The sequence below is a fragment of the Actinoplanes auranticolor genome (genome assembly GCF_018332655.1).
Lineage (GTDB): Bacteria > Actinomycetota > Actinomycetes > Mycobacteriales > Micromonosporaceae > Actinoplanes > Actinoplanes auranticolor.
In genome coordinates this window covers 146,339-162,839 of record NZ_BOQL01000001.1, presented here as the reverse complement: position 1 = coordinate 162,839, position 16,501 = coordinate 146,339, and the positions used below count along the sequence as shown (strand labels likewise).

General features: G+C 70.3%; 13 protein-coding genes and 1 tRNA gene. 8 read left to right on the top strand and 6 right to left on the bottom strand.

The annotated features are described in order from the left end of the window. Nucleotides 1-53: 53 nt before the first annotated feature. From Aau02nite_RS00745 to Aau02nite_RS00735, 3 genes are all read right to left on the bottom strand, one after another. Nucleotides 54-1,088, bottom strand: a complete 1,035-nt coding sequence (locus Aau02nite_RS00745) for a tyrosine-type recombinase/integrase (protein WP_246594798.1) — start codon at nt 1,086-1,088, stop codon at nt 54-56. Next, entirely contained in the window at nt 1,085-1,411 is a 327-nt protein-coding gene (locus tag Aau02nite_RS00740; RefSeq protein ID WP_246594797.1) for an AbrB/MazE/SpoVT family DNA-binding domain-containing protein, read from the bottom strand. The genes Aau02nite_RS00745 and Aau02nite_RS00740 overlap by 4 nt, the downstream gene beginning before the upstream one ends. 273 nt (nt 1,412-1,684) lie before the next feature. Further along, nucleotides 1,685-1,769, bottom strand: a tRNA-Leu gene (locus tag Aau02nite_RS00735). 188 nt (nt 1,770-1,957) lie between these two features. On the opposite strand from Aau02nite_RS00735, the gene Aau02nite_RS00730 reads away from it, so the two are divergent. The 6 genes from Aau02nite_RS00730 to Aau02nite_RS00705 all read left to right on the top strand — a co-directional run bounded on the left by Aau02nite_RS00730 (nt 1,958) and on the right by Aau02nite_RS00705 (nt 12,003). Then, complete coding sequence (locus tag Aau02nite_RS00730) at nt 1,958-3,367, top strand: fibronectin type III domain-containing protein (protein WP_212986305.1); 1,410 nt, start codon at nt 1,958-1,960, stop codon at nt 3,365-3,367. 128 nt (nt 3,368-3,495) lie between these two features. Further along, nucleotides 3,496-6,135 carry a fibronectin type III domain-containing protein gene (locus Aau02nite_RS00725; protein WP_212986304.1) on the top strand — a complete coding sequence of 880 codons (2,640 nt, stop codon included), beginning with the start codon at nt 3,496-3,498 and terminating at the stop codon, nt 6,133-6,135. Nucleotides 6,136-6,144: 9 nt separating this feature from the next. Next, a complete protein-coding gene (locus Aau02nite_RS00720; protein ID WP_212986303.1) occupies nt 6,145-7,131 on the top strand; it encodes an AAA family ATPase in 987 nt (328 codons plus the stop codon). A 403-nt stretch (nt 7,132-7,534) separates the two neighbouring features. Continuing rightward, nucleotides 7,535-8,680, top strand: a complete 1,146-nt coding sequence (locus tag Aau02nite_RS00715) for a DUF58 domain-containing protein (RefSeq protein WP_212986302.1) — start codon at nt 7,535-7,537, stop codon at nt 8,678-8,680. A gap of 198 nt (nt 8,681-8,878) precedes the next feature. Then, entirely contained in the window at nt 8,879-11,497 is a 2,619-nt protein-coding gene (locus tag Aau02nite_RS00710; protein WP_438841081.1) for a transglutaminase TgpA family protein, read from the top strand. A gap of 83 nt (nt 11,498-11,580) precedes the next feature. Beyond that, nucleotides 11,581-12,003 carry a YkvA family protein gene (locus tag Aau02nite_RS00705; protein ID WP_212986321.1) on the top strand — a complete coding sequence of 141 codons (423 nt, stop codon included), beginning with the start codon at nt 11,581-11,583 and terminating at the stop codon, nt 12,001-12,003. Nucleotides 12,004-12,060: 57 nt separating this feature from the next. Here Aau02nite_RS00705 and Aau02nite_RS00700 read toward each other — a convergent pair whose 3' ends face one another. Then, nucleotides 12,061-12,771, bottom strand: a complete 711-nt coding sequence (locus Aau02nite_RS00700) for a VOC family protein (protein WP_212986300.1) — start codon at nt 12,769-12,771, stop codon at nt 12,061-12,063. Nucleotides 12,772-12,893: 122 nt separating this feature from the next. Here Aau02nite_RS00700 and Aau02nite_RS00695 point away from each other — a divergent pair, with 122 nt between their 5' ends. Then, entirely contained in the window at nt 12,894-14,156 is a 1,263-nt protein-coding gene (locus Aau02nite_RS00695; protein WP_212986299.1) for an MFS transporter, read from the top strand. Between the two features lie 13 nt (nt 14,157-14,169). Here the strand turns inward: Aau02nite_RS00695 and Aau02nite_RS00690 are convergent, their stop codons facing one another. Both Aau02nite_RS00690 and Aau02nite_RS00685 read right to left on the bottom strand, forming a co-directional pair. Continuing rightward, a complete protein-coding gene (locus Aau02nite_RS00690; protein WP_212986298.1) occupies nt 14,170-15,012 on the bottom strand; it encodes a hypothetical protein in 843 nt (280 codons plus the stop codon). Continuing rightward, on the bottom strand, nt 14,966-15,172 hold the full coding sequence (locus Aau02nite_RS00685) for a hypothetical protein (RefSeq protein WP_212986297.1): 207 nt from the start codon (nt 15,170-15,172) through the stop codon (nt 14,966-14,968). Before Aau02nite_RS00685 ends, Aau02nite_RS00690 begins: the two co-directional genes overlap by 47 nt. 300 nt (nt 15,173-15,472) lie before the next feature. Between Aau02nite_RS00685 and Aau02nite_RS00680 the strand changes: the two genes are divergently transcribed. Further along, nucleotides 15,473-15,955: a hypothetical protein gene (locus Aau02nite_RS00680; RefSeq protein ID WP_212986296.1), complete on the top strand. Its 483-nt coding sequence runs from the start codon at nt 15,473-15,475 to the stop codon at nt 15,953-15,955. The last annotated feature ends 546 nt before the right edge of the window (nt 15,956-16,501 follow it).

The following is a 16,501-nucleotide window of genomic DNA, read 5'->3' as shown; positions in this document are numbered from 1 at the left end:
AGAGATCGCGTTAGGAGTTCTTAGGAACTAGGCCTGACTCGAGCTTCGGCTATCTACTCCCGAGCGGGACACAACGGATGGAGTTCACCGGTCAAGGTCGCCAGCGCTTCGGCGATTTCTTGCAGGCTTGCCTTCACGTAGCCGGCGGTGGCGCCTACATCGCTGCCCCCGCCCTCGGCGTGACCGGCGTAGGCACGCGCCACGGCGTAGCCGAAGTTGCGTTCCACCCACGTCAAGGTAGTGTGCCGCAGCCAGTGGGTGCTGATCTGCTGACTCGCGGCCCACGGCAACTGCTGGCCGACCCGGACCCACAGATGGTCGTAACGCCGGTACGTGATCGGCTGGCCGCCGCGGTACCGCAACAGCTGCCCCGCGGGTGGTGCACCGCGCTCGGCGGCGTGCTGATGCAGGTACCCCATCAGCGTCGGCGACACCGGCTGCCACCGCACCGAACCACCCTTCTCATGCAGCAACACCAGGCACTGATCCTGATCCAAGTCGATCGGACGCAGTGCCAGCGCTCCCCCACGACGGCACGCCGTCTCGGTGTGCAACCGGATCAGCAGACTGTCCAACGCGGGATCATCCCCGGTCGTCGCGACCACGTCGTTGATCTCCGCCAACCGGGCATCCGGAACAGCCCGGCGGGTGCTGGACAACCGCCGCGGCTTGGCAACCTTGGCCGCCGGATTATCCGACTCGGCGATCAGCCCATCAGCGACCGCACGCCGATACAGACACCGCAACGCCGCGACCACATGCTCAGCCGCACTACGACCACCACGGCCGTTACGGCGCTGCACCGCGTTGGCCTTGATAGCCACGATGAAGTGCTCGATGTCCGATGGGGTCACCTCATCCAGGCGACGCGTCCCCCACCGTTCGACAGCCCGGTTCCAGTACGTCCCGTACGCCTTCTTCGAACCCGGCGTCGCCGCCGCCAGCACGACCGGCACATACTCGGCGAACGTCGGCGCAAGCGGACGCACCGGAGCTGAGGCGACCAGATCATGCGGCGAGATACCCATCCGCGACAACAACAGCCGGGCGGCCTCCACCGCCGCCTCATCAAGACCCGACCCACTCATGACTGCTCACCACTGAGCGCCTGGGCGTGGATGGCGTCGACCAGGGCATCGAGCGAGGCCGGACTGTGAACCACCAGCAGGCCCGCAGCCGGATAGGCGACCAGCAGCACCCGATCACCTGGCCCTAGCCGGCACCAGTGCCTAACGGCGGCAGGCAGGTGAACATTGCCCTGCTCCGTTACACGGAACAGACCGTTGTCGTCGGCAGCAACGACCGTCAGACCCTTACTCTCGCGAATGTCGAGGCGAAAGCCGGTCGCCCAACCCAACGCCCGCATGATCACACGGTCGGCAATCCGCCCGCTCGCGTCCAACGTACTCACGCCATAAACGGCCGTACCGGCACGCTTTTCCGACAGCTTCGCCAAAGGCAGCGGCCGGCGGACGGCTGGCCTGGATGGCGGCCGCCACCGAGGCGGATCCGGCCGATCTGCCAGAACGACCGCGGGGATCACCGGCGGCTGAGACGGTCCGCTCATGACGAACACCCCCGAGCCGGAACAGCGGCATTCGAGGGTGTCGTAAGAGCTGAGATTTGGTGATCAAGCGCGCTTGACCACACGTACATCTGGTAACGCAGGGATGCTGCGCAGGAGTGTCCGAGGGGGGACTTGAACCCCCACGTCCGATAAAGGACACTAGCACCTCAAGCTAGCGCGTCTGCCATTCCGCCACCCGGACAAGGTGAGCACAGCGTAACCGGTTCGACCTGCGGTTCGCATCCGCAAGTGGCCGCCCGGCGGGCTGCACAGGAGAGAAATATACACGCCCCTCCGGCCCCCTCACACGCCACCCCTGGACCGGGCATATCGGGACAGCGCGTCCATGCGTACTGGCGTCGCCGCACGGCAGGGGGCAGCATGGCCTGCGTGTCTCAGCCGTCCCCGCTTCTCGCCGCCCGGCAGCGTGCGCAGGCCCTCGCCGATTCGGGCGATCTTGGCCAGGCGCGTGCTGTGCTCGAGCATGCCGTTGATCTGGGGCGGGCCAATCTCGGTGAGGATGATCCGGACGTCCTGCTTACCGCCCAGCAGCTCGCGACCGTGCATCAGCGTGCCGATGATCCGTCCGGGGCGCGGCGGGTGCTGGAGGAGGCGTACGCGGCCGGGCAGTGGCGGCTCGGGGACACCGACCCGGTCATGCTGGGGATCTCCTTCGATCTGGGCGTGGTCGCTGAGGAGATGGAGAACCGGCACGAGGCCCGGCGCGCGTTCGGCCGGGTGGCCGCGCACGGCCCGGCCGTGCTCGGCGCGGACCACTGGGCCGTCGTCCGCGCGCGCTCCTACCTGGGGGAAGACCCGCCGACGGTACGGATGGAGCTGCCCGCCGAGCAGCTGCAACGCTTCCAGATCCCGCCGCAGCGGGAGGCACCCCGAGACCACCAAGCGCTGGTACGCCCGCAGCAGCCTGCGGTCGAGCCCCCGCCCCGCTACTTCCCCGAACCCGACCAGAGCCCGTCCCAAGCGGATCACGCCTACGGGCAGCCGGCACCGGCGAGCTACGGCCAGTCCGCCGGCTCCGCGTCGGCACCGCCCTTCCACAGCTACGACCAGGCCGCCGCGTCACAGCCGGCGCCCCTCAACTACGACCAGAGCCCTGCGGCACAGCCGGCTCCGCCCAGCTACGGCCCGGTGCCAGCGCCGCATGCCACGCCGAGCCGCGCTCCCGGCGTACCCCCGGCTTTTGCGCAGCCTGGACCGCCGCCTGCCGCGACCGATCTCCCTGGCCACGGCTATCAGCCTGAGTCCGGTTACTTCCAGCAGAGCCGCTTCGACCAGCAGCCCATGCCACAGATCATCTCCGCGCCACCGATCACCTCAGCCGTCCCGGCGAGCACCGACGATTCCTCGTACTCCCGGAAGGCTCCGGCGATTTTCGCGGCGATCGCCGCGGTCTTCGGGGTGATCATCGCCGTGGTCGCGCTGGTGGTCGTTCTGGCCAACCGCGGTGACGATCCGGCCTCTGATGTGCCAACTCTCGCCGGCCCCGCTCCTAGCGATGTGCGCATGCGTGACTACGGATCGTCGGTCAAGTTGTTCTGGGCTGATCCCGCCAACGGCAAGGCCTCGTTCGTCGTCACCGGTGGCAAGCCAGGGGAACAGCTGCGGCCGATGGGTCAGGTCGGGCCCACCACGACCACCTTCGATCTCAATGGACTCAACGCTGACCTGGACTATTGCTTCGCGGTCGTGGCTGTCTACACCACCAGCCAGTTCTCCACCTCGCCGCAGATCTGCACCAGCCGGGTCGGCGGCTCGGCCACACCGTCGCCCGGCAAATGATGATCACTCTCGGCGATCATCACTATCCACAACCGTGACTCGCCGGGTGTCCACACCGACCGCCGTCCCCCTATGATGGCCTGCGTCCTGAACGGGGCGCCGCCGGCAAACGGGGAGGTAGGCAGGCTGTGGCCAGTGCAGATGTCGTGATCGGCCAGCGCAGGCGCTTGTGGCGCAGTCGTGGTGGTCTCGTCACCCTGGGCACTGTCCTGAGCCTCGTCGCGGGCCTGGGACTCACCGTCCTCGGCCTGGGCGCCGCTGATCAGGCCGTTGCCAGCTACGACGCCGCCTCCTGGGTGTGGAGCAAGACCAAGAGCGAGGCCGCCCGCATCAACGGCGTCACCGCCCGCGTCGACACTCGCGTCAATGTTCCCCAGGCCCGCGGCCACCAGGTCCAGATCTCGCAGAACGACCGCTTCGTGCTGCTGCGCGACCAGCAGACCGGCGTCATCAGCTCGATGGATCTCACCTCCCTGCAGATCTTCGTCGGCCCGCCCATGACCGCCGGTATCGGCGTCAGCGTCGCTCTGCACGAGGACGCCGCGTTCGTCATCGACGCCGTCCAGGGCGAGGTGCGCCAGCTCGACCCGCGCACGCTCACCCCCATCGGCGAGTCGCTGCGCTATCCGCCCGGCATCACCGGCGGCGTCTTCGACGGCGAGGGCCGGCTGTGGATCGCCGTGCCCAGCGAGGGCACCGTGTCCGCGATCACCGCCGCTCCCCTGCCCGACAGCTCCGCCACCGGCGGCACCGGCGGCCAGGCCGGCCCCGTGCAGATCCGCACTGAGACCGTGGCCACGCCCAGCCACGACCTGACCCTCTCCACCCTGGAGAACGGCGTCGCGGTCCTCGACCGCACCACCAACACCCTCACCACCTTCCGCGGCGACGCCCGCACCAGCCAGGTCCTGCCGCTCAGCGGCCCGGGCACGCTGCCCGAGCACACCGACGGCGCGGTCGTGCCGGTCACCGTCCCCGACGCCCGCCACGTGTACGCGGTGCCCGAGAACGGTGGCGTCGCCGACTTCGTCGTGCCCGGTGACGGCGGTGAGCTGCAGGCCGCCGTCGCCTGGGAGGGCTTCTTCTACGTCGCCGACGAGTCCACCGGCACCGTGCACGTCTTCGACGCCAACGGGCGGGCCCAGAAGAGCATCGGCTTCAAGCAGGCCGGTGGCCCGCTCGAGCTCGAGGTCCGCGAGAACTACCTGTTCATCAACGCCCCCGGCTCCTCCACCGCCCGCGTCGTCGACAACGCCCACCAGGTCCGCGTCGTCGACAAGTACGCCGACGACGTCCTCGGTGGCGACCCGCCGCCCACCCCGCCGGACCCGCCGCCGCCCCCGCAGAAGCCGAAGAAGCCTCCGGTCAGCGAGCCGGGCGCGCCGCGCAACGTGCGCGCCGCCGCCGGCAACGCCGAGGCCCGCGTCTCCTGGCAGGCCGCTCCGTCGAACGGCGCCGAGATCACCCGGTACGTGGTCGAGGGCGCGGACAAGACGTTCCAGGTCGGCGCCAACCAGCGCTCGCTGAACGTCACCGGCCTGACCAACGGCGAGACGTACAAGTTCTCCGTCCATGCGGTCAACAAGAAGGGCGACGGCCCTTCCCGCACCAGCAACGCGGTGCGCCCGACCGCCGAGGTCCCCGACGCGCCCACGGCCGCCACCGCCGAAGCCAAACCCGACGGCACGGTCAGCGTCAGCTGGCCGGCCGCCAACGGCCAGGGCCTCGACATCGAGCGGTACGCGGTGACAGCGGTCAGCGACGGCACCTCCGCCCCGCTCGGCGAGGTCAAGGGCGAGACGTCCATGACCATCAAGGACGGCGAGCTGGAGTACGGCAAGCAGTACGCGTTCACGGTCGTCGCGATCAACGAGCGTGGCGCCGGCTCGAAGGCGTCGCCGATCAGCAACAGCATCGTCCCGTTCACCAAGCCGGACCGGCCGGAGAACATCGACGCGGCCACCGTCAGCGACAAGGCCGGCACCATCCAGGTCACCTGGACCGCGCCCGCGGAGAACGGCCGGGCGATCACCAAGTACGTGGTCGCCGCCGGCGGCAAGACCACCGAGGTCAGCGACGGCACCGGCGCGACCCTCAACGGCTTCGGCACCGGCGAGAACGTCTCGGTCGAGGTCCGCGCGGTCAACGAGGCCGGCGAGAGCGAGGCGGCGACCGCCACCGCGAAGACCCTGCCCAAGCCGGTTGTGACGATCACCGGCTCCTCGGCGACCTTCAACACGGCCACCGTCACGTTCAGCGTGAACGCCGGCGGGGCCCAGGCCACCTGCTCGGTCAAGACCTCCAACGGCGGCGGCTCCGCTTCCGGCAGCTGCTCGAGCCTCAAGGTGGCCGGTCTGAAGCCGAGCACCAGCTACACGCTCACGGTGACCGCCAAGACCGCTGCCGGCACTAGCGACGCCCGCACCCGCAACCAGGCGACCGACGCGCTGTTCGGCACCGCCACCTGCAAGAACGGCGAGAACGGCGAGACCGCGACCTACTGCGACCGGGACCGCGACGGCCGCAACGGCAACGAGATCTTCGCCAGCACCTCCCAGCAGAGCAACCAGGTCGGCTGGGCCAAGCCCGGCACCCGGCTGGAGGCGTACTGCAAGAAGAAGGGCACGAGCATCGACTCCTACATCTACAACAACCACAAGGAGTCGGACTGGTGGGTCCAGGTCAAGTACGAAGGTAAGAACTACATCCCGTTCGCCTGGCTCAACCTCGACGGCGGCGACGACATCAACGATCTGCCCACCTGCTGAGGAACCCCAGTGAGCAACGAACCCCTGCCGCACCAGCACATCCAGGGCTTCGCCGCCGTCGCGGCGCAGCTCGCCGACCGCATCGGCACGGTTGTGCTGGGCAAGCCCGAGGTCGTCCGGCTCGCGCTCACGGCGTTCTTCGCCCAGGGGCACGTGCTGTTGGAGGACGTGCCCGGCGTCGGCAAGACCACGCTGGCCCGGGCCATCGCCGCCGCCGTCCGCGGTCAGTGGCGGCGCATCCAGTTCACCCCCGACCTGCTGCCCTCAGACGTCTCCGGCGTGACGATCTTCAACCAGGCCAGCCGCGGCTTCGAGTTCCACCCCGGCCCGGTGTTCGCCAACATCGTCATCGCCGACGAGATCAACCGCGCCTCCCCCAAGACCCAGTCGGCCCTGCTGGAGGTCATGGAGGAGCGCCGGGTCACCGTCGACGGCGTGCCGCACCCGGTCCCGCAGCCGTTCCTGGTGGTGGCCACGCAGAACCCGGTCGAGATGGACGGCACCTACCGGCTGCCGGAGGCCCAGCTCGACCGGTTCCTGGTCAAGCTGTCGGTCGGCTATCCCGCCGAGGACGTCGAGGTCGAGGTGCTGCGCGGGGCGGCGCTGCGCTCCCCCGACGCGCTGGAACCGGTCACCGACACGGCCACGGTCGGCGAGATGGTGCGGATGGCGCTGCGGGTGCACATCGCTGACCCGCTCTACACGTACGCGGTCCGGCTTGCCGCCGCGACCCGTGACCACCCGCAGGTCCGGGTCGGGGTGAGCCCGCGTGGGGTGATCGCGCTGACCCGGGCGGCGTCGGCGTACGCGCTGATCAACGGGCGCGGGTATGTGCTGCCAGAGGACTTCAAGGCGCTGATCGGGCCGGTGTTCGCGCACCGGGTGCTGCTGTCGCCGGATGCTCAGCTGCGCGGGGTCACGGCGGTTGAGGTGCTGGATGACGCGGTGCGGTCGGTGCCGGTGCCGCTGCCGGACAACCAGCGCGTCGGGGCATGAGCGCCGGTATCGAGCGCAGATCCGGTCGATGCGGCGGTGACGTCTGCCGGAGCGCGGCGGGCACGGGCCGGCAGCGCCGCAACGCCTATCAGTACCCGGCAAGCCCGGACCGGCAGCGCCGCGACGCCTGCCGGTGCCCCGCAAGCTCAGGCCGACAGCGCGGTGACCAAGTCCAATGCCCGGCCGAGGCTAGTGGACAGCACGGTGACGGCTGCTGGCGCCCGGCGGAAGCGGGTCGGGGGCGGCGCGACGGCCGACGATACCCGGTGCGTTCCAGTCGGCAGCGCAGCGACGGCTATCGGCGCCCGGTGAGCCCTGCGCGGGGCGAGCGGGTCGCGGCTTCAGCTCATCAAGACCCTGCGGTTTCGCGAAGTCGGAGCCCGGCGGTAGCGGCGGCGTCGGCGTGAGGCGGCTCGGTGGGGTCACCGCGCGCGGGGCCGGCGTTCTGGTTGCTGCGTTGGCGTTGCTGGTTGCCGGGTTCAGGTTCGGGTATCCGGATCTGGCGTTGCTGGGTACCGCTGCTGCTGTCGCGGTGCTCTGCGGGGTCGTCTTCGCCGTGTGGCGGCCCGGGCTCGGGGTGGAGCGGGTGGCCGACCCGGACCGGGTGGCGCGGGGGGAGCCGGCCACCATGACTTTGACCGTGCACAACACCAGCAAGGTGCGGGCTGCGAATCTGGTTGCCGCTGATCGGTGCGGGTCCGCGAGTGTGCCCGTTCCGCTGCTGCGGTTGCGGCCGGGGCGGGACACCACCGTGGAGTATCCGGTTCCTACGCAGCGGCGGGGTGTGGTGCCGGTGGGGCCTTTGCGGGTTACGCGGACCGATCCGCTCGGGCTCATGACGTTGTCGCGGACCTATGGTGGCGTCGCCAGTGTGTGGGTGCATCCGCGGATTCATCTGTTGCGGGCCGTTCCCGCGGGTATGGCGCGCAGTCTCGACGGGCGGATCGACAAGGTGCCGCAGGGCAGCATCACGTTCGATTCGTTGCGGGAGTACGTCATCGGGGACGAGTTGCGGCGGGTGCACTGGCGCAGTTCGGCCAAGGTCGGTGAGCTCATGGTGCGGGAGCAGCTTGACACCAGTGAGCCGACCATCATCGTGCTGCTCGACGATCGGGCCGGGGCGCATCCCGATGTTCGTGACGGGACCGCGGACTCGTTCGAGTCGTGTTGTGAGGCTGCGGCTTCGATCGTTGCGGCGGCGGTGCGGGAGGATCTGCCGGTTGCGTTGCATCTGGTGTCCGGGATCGCGCAGGGGCCGTTCCTCGATGTGCTCACGGAGGCCGAGTTGCGGGCCGGTGATCTCAGCCAGACGTTGCGCAGTCTGCGGCAGAACCGGCTCGGGGACACTCTGGTCTACCTGACCGGGCCGGGTGGGCGGACCGATCTGGGTGCGGTGACCGCGTTGCGGGGGGCGTATCCGGTGGTGATCGCCGGGCTGTTCGGTGACCGGGATGCGGCGCCGGTGTCGGCCGGTGGTGGGCTCATCGTCATCGAGGCCGAGGACGGGGTGCAGTTCGCCGGCGCCTGGGACGGGGTGCGGGGATGGTAGTGGCGGGGCGGCACGTCGCTGTCCGGGCCAGGTCGCCGCAAGCCCGAGAAGGGCACAGGACGAGGTGGCGCGGCCTCGCGGTCGAGGCAGAACTCACCCGCAACGCGGGCGACGGCGATGGGGCGGGGCCGTGGTGTGCGCCCGGCGCCGGGGACGAGGTTCGCGGTGGGTAGATGGTTGCGGGCTGCGGTCGTACCCGTGGCTCTGGTGATTTTGATCGGGCTTTCCGGGGTGGTGCTCGGGCGGATTTATGCCGATGCGTTGCTGACGCAGCTCGTCGCCGGGGCGGCGCTCGGGTCGGTGGGGGTCAGTGTGGCGGCGCGGCGGTTGCCGTCGTGGACGATCGCGCCGATGTCGGTGGTGTTGCTGGGTGGGTACACGCTCGGGGCTCTGCGGGTGGCGGCGGACCGTGCTGAGATGGCCGGATCGCTGACCGGGATCGTCACCGATGCGCTGGTCAATGGGATTCCGCGGCTGTTGACCGCGATGATTCCGGTGGAGTCGACGCCGGACACCGTGGTCGTTCCCGTTGTTGCCGCTTGGCTGGCCGGGCTGGCCGGGGCCGAGGTGGCGTTGCGGTCGGGGCGGGTGCTGCTCGGGTGTGTGCCCGCGGCTGCGCTGTACGGGGGCGCGCTCTACGTCGTCGGGCCCAATGCTGGGACTGCCGGGTGGCCGACGGTGCTGTTTGCCGGGCTCGTGGCGGTGGCGCTGGCGGTCAGTGCGCGGCCGGCGAGCGGGCCGGCGCTGTCCGACGTACCGCCGAAGACCCGCGCGGCCGTGCGCGGCCGGGCGCTGGCCGGGGCGGCCGCCGGGCTGGTTGTGCTGCTCGGGCTGATCGTCGTGGTCGGGCCGTGGGTCGGCGGCCGGGTCTCCGCGACCCCGGTCGACCCCCGGCGGTACGTCGAACCGCCGCAGGTGGACAGCCTGGACGAGAGTCCGTTGAACCGGATCTCCGGGTGGGCGCTGACGCCGGAGCAGAAGCTGCTCGAGGTCGGTCCCGGCGTTGCGGGCCCGGGGCCGGTGCGGTTGCGGCTGGCGGTGCTGCCCGACTACGACGGGGTGACGTGGCGGGTCGGGGCGACCTACCGCAACGCCGGGCGGGTGCTGCCGACCGCGGCCGCGCTGCCCGACGTGCCGTTGCGGCGGGTCACGCAGGACATCACGGTGGCTGAGCTGACCGGGCGGCTGCTGCCGGTGGTGCCGACACCGACCGGCGTGGACGGGGTACGCGTCGCGTACGACCCGGCCAGTGGCACGTTGATCAGCCCGGAGGGTCTGAAGCCGGGGGTTCGTTACACGGTCACATCGCAGGCGCAGGAACCGGATTTCAACCTGCTTCCGTCGGCGGACTCCCCCACCGGTGACGAGGTGGCGCGTTTCCTGACCGTCGGTGCCGGGGTTCCGGACAACGTCACGCGGCTGGCCGAACAGCTCGCCGACGGCAATGCCGGTGCCTTCGACCGGGCGGCGGCCATCGAGGAGTTCCTGGCCGAGCACTACCGCAAGGTCGCGGACTCGCCGAGCGGGCATGCGTACCCGAATCTGCAGTTCTTCCTGTTCGGGCCGCGCAACCAGGGCGGGCAGCGAGGGACTTCCGAGCAGTTCGCGGCGTCGTTCGCGTTGCTGGCCCGGCTGACCGGGCTGCCGGCGCGGGTGGTGGTCGGTTTCGACGTGCCCAAGAACGGCGGCCCGGTGACCGGGGGCGACGCCGTTGCGTGGCCGGAGGTGCTGTTCGACGAGTTGGGATGGGTGGCGTTCGATCCGCTGCCCAAGAGTGACCAGCCGCGGCCGGTCGAGGAGGACTTCACGCCCAAGCCGTCGCCGCCTCCTACGTCCGAGCCGCCGCCGGCTTCGGAGGCGCCCAGTGCTTCGGCGCCGCCGGTTGTTGCTCAGGCGCCGGTGGCCGGGGACGGCGGGGCTTCCGGGGTGTGGGTGGCTACCGGGGCTTCGGGATCGGTGTTGCTTCTGGTGATCGCGGCGGGGGCGACTGTGGTGGTGATGCGGCGGGGGTTGCGGCAGCGGCGGCTCGGGGTGGGGGCTCCGGATGAGCGGATCACCGGGGCTTGGTGGGAGTTCACGGACGCTTTGCGGTTGGCGGGGAGGCCGGTGCCGGGGCATCTTGCGGCCAGTGAGGCGGCGGCTTTTGCGGCGTTGCCGCCGGTGCCGCGGCAGCGGAAGGGTTGGAGGTTCGGGAGGTTGCGTGTCGGGTCGGACGGGTCGGGCACGGGCCCGGGCGGGTCGGGCGCGGGCGGGTCGGGCGCGGGCGGGTCGGGCGCGGGCGGGTCCGGCGCGGGCGGGTCGGGCGCGGGCCTGAACAGGTCAGGCGCGGAGTTGGGCGGGTCGGCTGGAGGCCCGAGCGGGTCGGGCGGAGATTCCGGCATGCCGGGCGCAGGCATGGGCGGGCGCAGTGCGCGGCAGGTCGGTGTGACGGCTGGACCGGGGCAGGGTGATGGTGCGGGTCCGGGCCCGACAGCTGGCATAAGAGGGCCCGGGGCCACGTCGGAGGCCGGCGGCGGTGCTGTCGCGGTTGATGCCGCTTCGGTTGGCTGGCGGCCGGAGGATGCGCCCGATCGTGATGGGCTCGGGTTGGTGCGGGCTGCCGCGCCGCCGGCCGGTTATGAGATGCCGCCGTTGGATGAGCTTGTGGCGGCCGTCAACACGGTTGGTTTCGCGCCGGGGGCGGCTGATGAGCAGCAGGCTGAGCGGGCCGGGCAGCAGGCGGTCGCGTATGCGGAGGCGCTGCGGGCCAAGAGGTCTTGGTGGCGGCGGCTCTGGTGGAGTTTGCATCCGGGTCCGCTGCGCTGGCACCGCGACTGACAGGGGCGGCTCCAGCGACGCGCGGGCCGCGGGACTGGGGCTCGATGGCGGCTTCGGCGCCGTAGGGTTCGGGGGTGACCGACCTGCGGGGCTGGCTTATCGGGCTCGGTATTGCGCTGGTGTGCCTTGTGGGCAGCTGGGCGTTGCTGCTTGTTCTGGCGCGGCGGCTGCCGCCGGGGATTCTGCGGGATCTGGCTGCCTTCATTCCGGACTGTGTGACGACCGTGCGGCGATTGCGGAAGGATCCGCGGGTGCCGCGGCGGGCCCGGATCGCGATCGTTGTCGCGGGGATCTGGGTGGCGAGTCCGATCGATCTGATTCCTGAGTTCATTCCGGTGATCGGGCCGCTGGACGACATCGTGGTGGTCGCGCTGGCCTTGCGGTACGCGGGGCGGCAGGTGCCCCGGGAGGTGTTGATGGCCGCTTGGCCCGGGGAGCCGCGGCTGCTGGAACGGCTACTCGGCCCGCCCCGCTCAAGGGTGGAGGACGGCCCGGGTCAGGGCTGACCTCGGCGGCCCGGATACCAGGAACGATCCGGCGGCAGGTCAGCTCGCCGCGGTGGGTCAACGATCAGAGACGCGGCCGGTTCGCCGGACGTTGAACTCGTTGCCGTCGGGGTCGGCCAGCAGGGCCGGGCCATTCTCAGCGGCCGCGAGCCGGGTGGCGCCGAGGGAGATCAAGGCGTCGAGCGCCGCTTGCCGGTCGGCGGTGACGATGTCGAAGCGCTGCCGGTTCGGTTCGGTTTTCGGGGGTACGGGCGGGCCTGCCCAGGCGATCTTGGTGCCGCCGCCGGGTGACTGGATGGCGGTCTCGCCGTCCTGGTCCCACACCAGCGGCCAGCCCAGCACCTTGCTCCAGAACAGACCCACTTCACGGCTGCCCTCACAGGTGAGCTCACCTAACGGCCCGCACCCGGCCAGATAAGCATTACCGGGCTCGATCACGCAGAACGGGTAGCCCGCCGGGTCGGCCAGGACGACGTGTTCCTCCTCCGGCTGCTGCCCGACGTCCAGGTGGCGGCCACCGAGCTTCAGCGCCGTCGCCACCGTCTGCTGCTGCTCGTCGACGTCCGCGCTGGTCAGGTGCAGGTGCATGCGGCTCGCGCCGAGGCGGCCCGCGCGGCCCGTCACGAAGCGGAGGCCGATCTGGGTGTCGTCGCCCGGCACCAGCAGAGCGCCCGCATCGTCGATGACGTCGCGGTTGAGCAGGGCGGCCCAGAACTGCGCCGTCCGCGCCGGTTCGGGGGCTTCGACGGTCACGGCGAGCAGGTGCATCACCAGACCCTAGACAGCGGCCCGGCACAGCGCCAACGGGTAATTCCGGTCACCCGGCGGGGCACCCGTGGTGCGTTCGACGAGGGGTTCGGGGAGGCTGCGCGGCGGGAGGTCTGTCTGTCATGTGTGCCGCCTGCGGAGTACCCGCGCACGCGCCGGCGGCTGCCGTCGTACCGCGGAGGTTTGCTGCTCTTCGGAACAAGGACGCGCGTCCTTATCTGTTCGGGGCCGCGCTGGCGATGATGGCCGACAACATCGAGCACGTCATCACGTACTGGGTGCTGTGGGAGACCTTCCATTCTCCGGCCCTGGCCGGTTTTCAGGTGATCAGCCATTGGCTGCCTTTTCTTTTCTTCTCCGTGTATTTCGGCGGGCTGGCCGACCGGTTCGACTGCCGGCGGGTGATCCAGGCCGCGCAGACCCTGTTCGCGCTGGTCTCGGTGGCCTGGGGTGTGCTGTTCCTGACCGATTCGCTGCAGGTGTGGTCGGCGTGTGTGCTGCTGGTGCTGCACGGGCTGGCCGGGTCGTTGTGGGGTCCCGCCGAGCAGCTGATGCTGCACGACTTCGTGGGCGACGACGACCTGCCGTCCGCCGTACGGCTGAATGCGACCTTCCGCAGTTTGGGTGTGCTTTTCGGGCCGGTGATCGGGTCGGCTCTGCTGCTCGGACTCGGCCCGACCGCCGGGATCTTCGCCAACGTGGCGTTCTACCTGCCGCTGACGGTGTTCCTGTTCCGGACCAGGTTCACCGGTCACACCCGGGACGACCGGGGGCCGCGGCGGCGGATGGGCATCGTCGACTCCGTGCGGGTGCTGCGGGAGGTCCGCGCCAATCGGACGCTGGTCAGCATGATCGTGCTCGGTGGGCTGGGGTCGTTCTTCGTCGGCGCCTCGATGCAGTCGTCGATGCCGATCTTCGCGCAGGATCTGGGGGCGGGCAGCGCCGGGACCGCGTACGGGATCCTGCTGTTCGCCAACGGCGCCGGTGGGGTGATCGGCGGCATCCTGCTCGAGGCCACCGGGCGGCTGCGGCCGACCGTGGCCGCGGCCGTGTTCAGCACGGGCGTCTACGGGCTGAGCACCCTGCTGTTCGCCGTCTCGACGAACTATCCGCTGTCGGTGCTGCTGCTGGTCGTCGGCGGCGTGGCCAACCTGGCCTCGATGTCGATCGGGCAGACGCTGGTGCAGCTGCTCGCCCCGCCGGCCGACCGTGGGCGGGTCATCGGCGTCTACGGGATGTCGGCCAACGGGTTGCGCTTCGGCAGCGGCGTCACGGTCGGGCTGTTCGGGGCGGTCGTGGGCATCCACTGGTCGCTGGGGCTCAGCGCCGCCGCCCTCTGTGTCGGGACGGTGCTGGCGGGCATCTCGGCGCGCCGAGCCCCCTGACCGGTGCGCCGCGTCAGGCGGCGAGCAGGCGGCCGATCTCCCCGGCGCGGTCACCCAGGGCGGTACGCAGCGTGGCCGCGGTCTCCTCGCTGGAGCGCTGCGGGTCGGCCAGGGCGGCGACCACCGCGTCCGCGATGGCCTGGTTGTCCATCGCGGCCACCACCAGCTGAGCGACCTGCTCCGGGTTGTCCTCGGCGGCCTGGCGCAGCAGGGTGTGCATGTCGGTGAACAGCACGTCGTGGGTGGTACGGCCGGTGCGGCCGACGGTCTGCTGCCACGGCGCCACCCGCAGGGCGTTGCGCTGCGGGTTGTCGCGGGCGGTCGGGCTCATCCGGGCGTTCCACCAAGCGTCCATGCGGGCGTTGAAGTCGGACTGGGTGATCGTGGCCATGTCGTCGTCCTCGGCTTCCAGTAGGCCCCAGGGCCGGGTGTCGCGTTCCTGGGCGGTCGTGTAGCGCGCGGAGAAGTGCGCATGCTGGGTGTGGGCGTTGGCCCCGGTGTAGGCGCGGGCCGTCCAGCCCCATGCGCGGGACCAGATGCGGCGGTTGTAGATCACGTTCTGCAGGCGGTTGTCGCGGCCCTGCCGGTGCCGCACGACGATGATCTCCACCGCCTTCAGCATCGTCCAGCCGGACCGGCGCAGGTCCTTGTCCACGTCGATGGCGTGGACCTCGTTGATCGAGTCGGCGTCCTCGTACGGCGTACTGCCCGTCTCGTCGGGGTTGTGGTCCGACGAGCTCTGGGAGTGGGCGGTGTCGCCGATGGAACCGTCACTCGCCTTGTCCCGCCCGGGCGCGAGCGCGTTGAACTCACTCCTGAGGGTTACCAGGCACGGCACCAGGATCCAGCTCGCCATCGGACGTCTCCTCCCACGGGTCGGGGACGGGCTCACCGGCGTACTGCTCGCCGGGGCCGGGATCGTGCAGGTCGGCGTACTTGTCGCCGGCTGCGATGTCCTCGGGAGACAACTGCGGCCCCTCCGGGGCCTGTCTCACCGGGACGGACGGCTCGGTCATCGGGTCTCGCTCCTGTCGGGGGATCGGTCCGGGGGTGGACCGGCTGGGGCTCGGGATGCGAGGCGCGTGAGTACCCCGGGGTGCGATGACCATCCCGGTTCAATCCGGATTCACCGCAATATGCGATTCCCGGGGCGCGATGGTACGGCCCGTAGCTGGCCGGGTCCGCAAGGTCATCGACGTCGGTGGGAAAAACCGGCCAGGACCGTGCACACCTTCACCAAGATCAATCGTTAGGGCTGACAGATGCCCTGAAAATGGGCATTTAGGGGATTGCTACCTGACCTGGAGGCCGACGTAGTGGAGACGGTGTGGCTTGCGGTGCTGACTCCCGTGGTGCTGTTGATCGGCATCCTGGTCACCCATCGGCGCGCGAACAAGAGCGACAAAGCCGAGCAGCTGGAACGGCTCGCCCGCCTCACGGCCCCGGTGTGGCTCCCTGAGGGCGATCGGGAGCATTACGCCAAGATGGTCGTCGATGTCCACGGCCGGCTAGGGCACTGGACCTCCCGCGGTGCGTTCTGGACCCCGGGGAGGGAACACTTCCAGGCAGCGGTGGCCATCGTGCAGAGGGCGTTTCGCAATCGACTGGCCATACGCTCGGACACCGAAGGCTCGGAGCCGGTTTCCCGCAAGGACCTGCGGAAGCTGACCGAGGCGTACTTCGGTGACCGAACGGGCAGCCAGGACGGTGTCGAACTTCCGGAGGACGGCTTTCTGCGAGATGCGCGGAACGGCTCGTTGTGGCAGCGGCTGTGGCGGCGGATCTGGCGCAGGCGCTGATCCGCGGCGGACAGAACCACTTCGTCCGCCGCTCGTTCTTCTCTCCGGCAGTACGTCACACATCGCCTGGGGGTGGAGCATGCCGCATCCGGGTCCGCACGACGACGCACCAAGCACCACGGCGGCCATCCTCAGCCAACCGATGTGGAAGCTGCGCCTACGGACTTTCCGCATTTTTCTCGGGGCGCTGTGTCGGCGCTGGCGGCTGCTGCTCATCGTTCTCGCCATAGCCATTCTTCTATCGACTTTCAGCAAACCGATCTATGACAAGGTCCGGGACTGGTGGCAGGGCGATCCAGGCATCTTCCAGCACGAAGGAGTGCCACCCGGCACGCCGCCAACGGCTGAACCGTCGCCGGAGCCTTCCACGACTGCCACCAGTCCCCCACCTCCGTCGACGACACCGCGCCCGACGAGGACATCGCGTCGGCCGGCGCCGTCCCAGCCCTCACGGACGACCACCGGTCCGACCACCCCGCCGCCGCCGAGAAGCGAGCCGAACCGCACCACAGAGTCCCCGGCGCCGGCCGCATCGACGGGCGGGAA

What these genes read in the sequence shown, in the direction of transcription:
- Aau02nite_RS00685 (WP_212986297.1), bottom strand. Translation starts at nt 15,172, where the DNA reads ATGACCGAGCCGTCCGTCCCGGTGAGACAGGCCCCGGAGGGGCCGCAG.
- Aau02nite_RS00700 (WP_212986300.1), bottom strand. Translation starts at nt 12,771, where the DNA reads ATGCACCTGCTCGCCGTGACCGTCGAAGCCCCCGAACCGGCGCGGACG.
- Aau02nite_RS00690 (WP_212986298.1), bottom strand. Translation starts at nt 15,012, where the DNA reads ATGGCGAGCTGGATCCTGGTGCCGTGCCTGGTAACCCTCAGGAGTGAG.
- Aau02nite_RS00745 (WP_246594798.1), bottom strand. Translation starts at nt 1,088, where the DNA reads ATGAGTGGGTCGGGTCTTGATGAGGCGGCGGTGGAGGCCGCCCGGCTG.
- Aau02nite_RS00695 (WP_212986299.1), top strand. Translation starts at nt 12,894, where the DNA reads ATGTGTGCCGCCTGCGGAGTACCCGCGCACGCGCCGGCGGCTGCCGTC.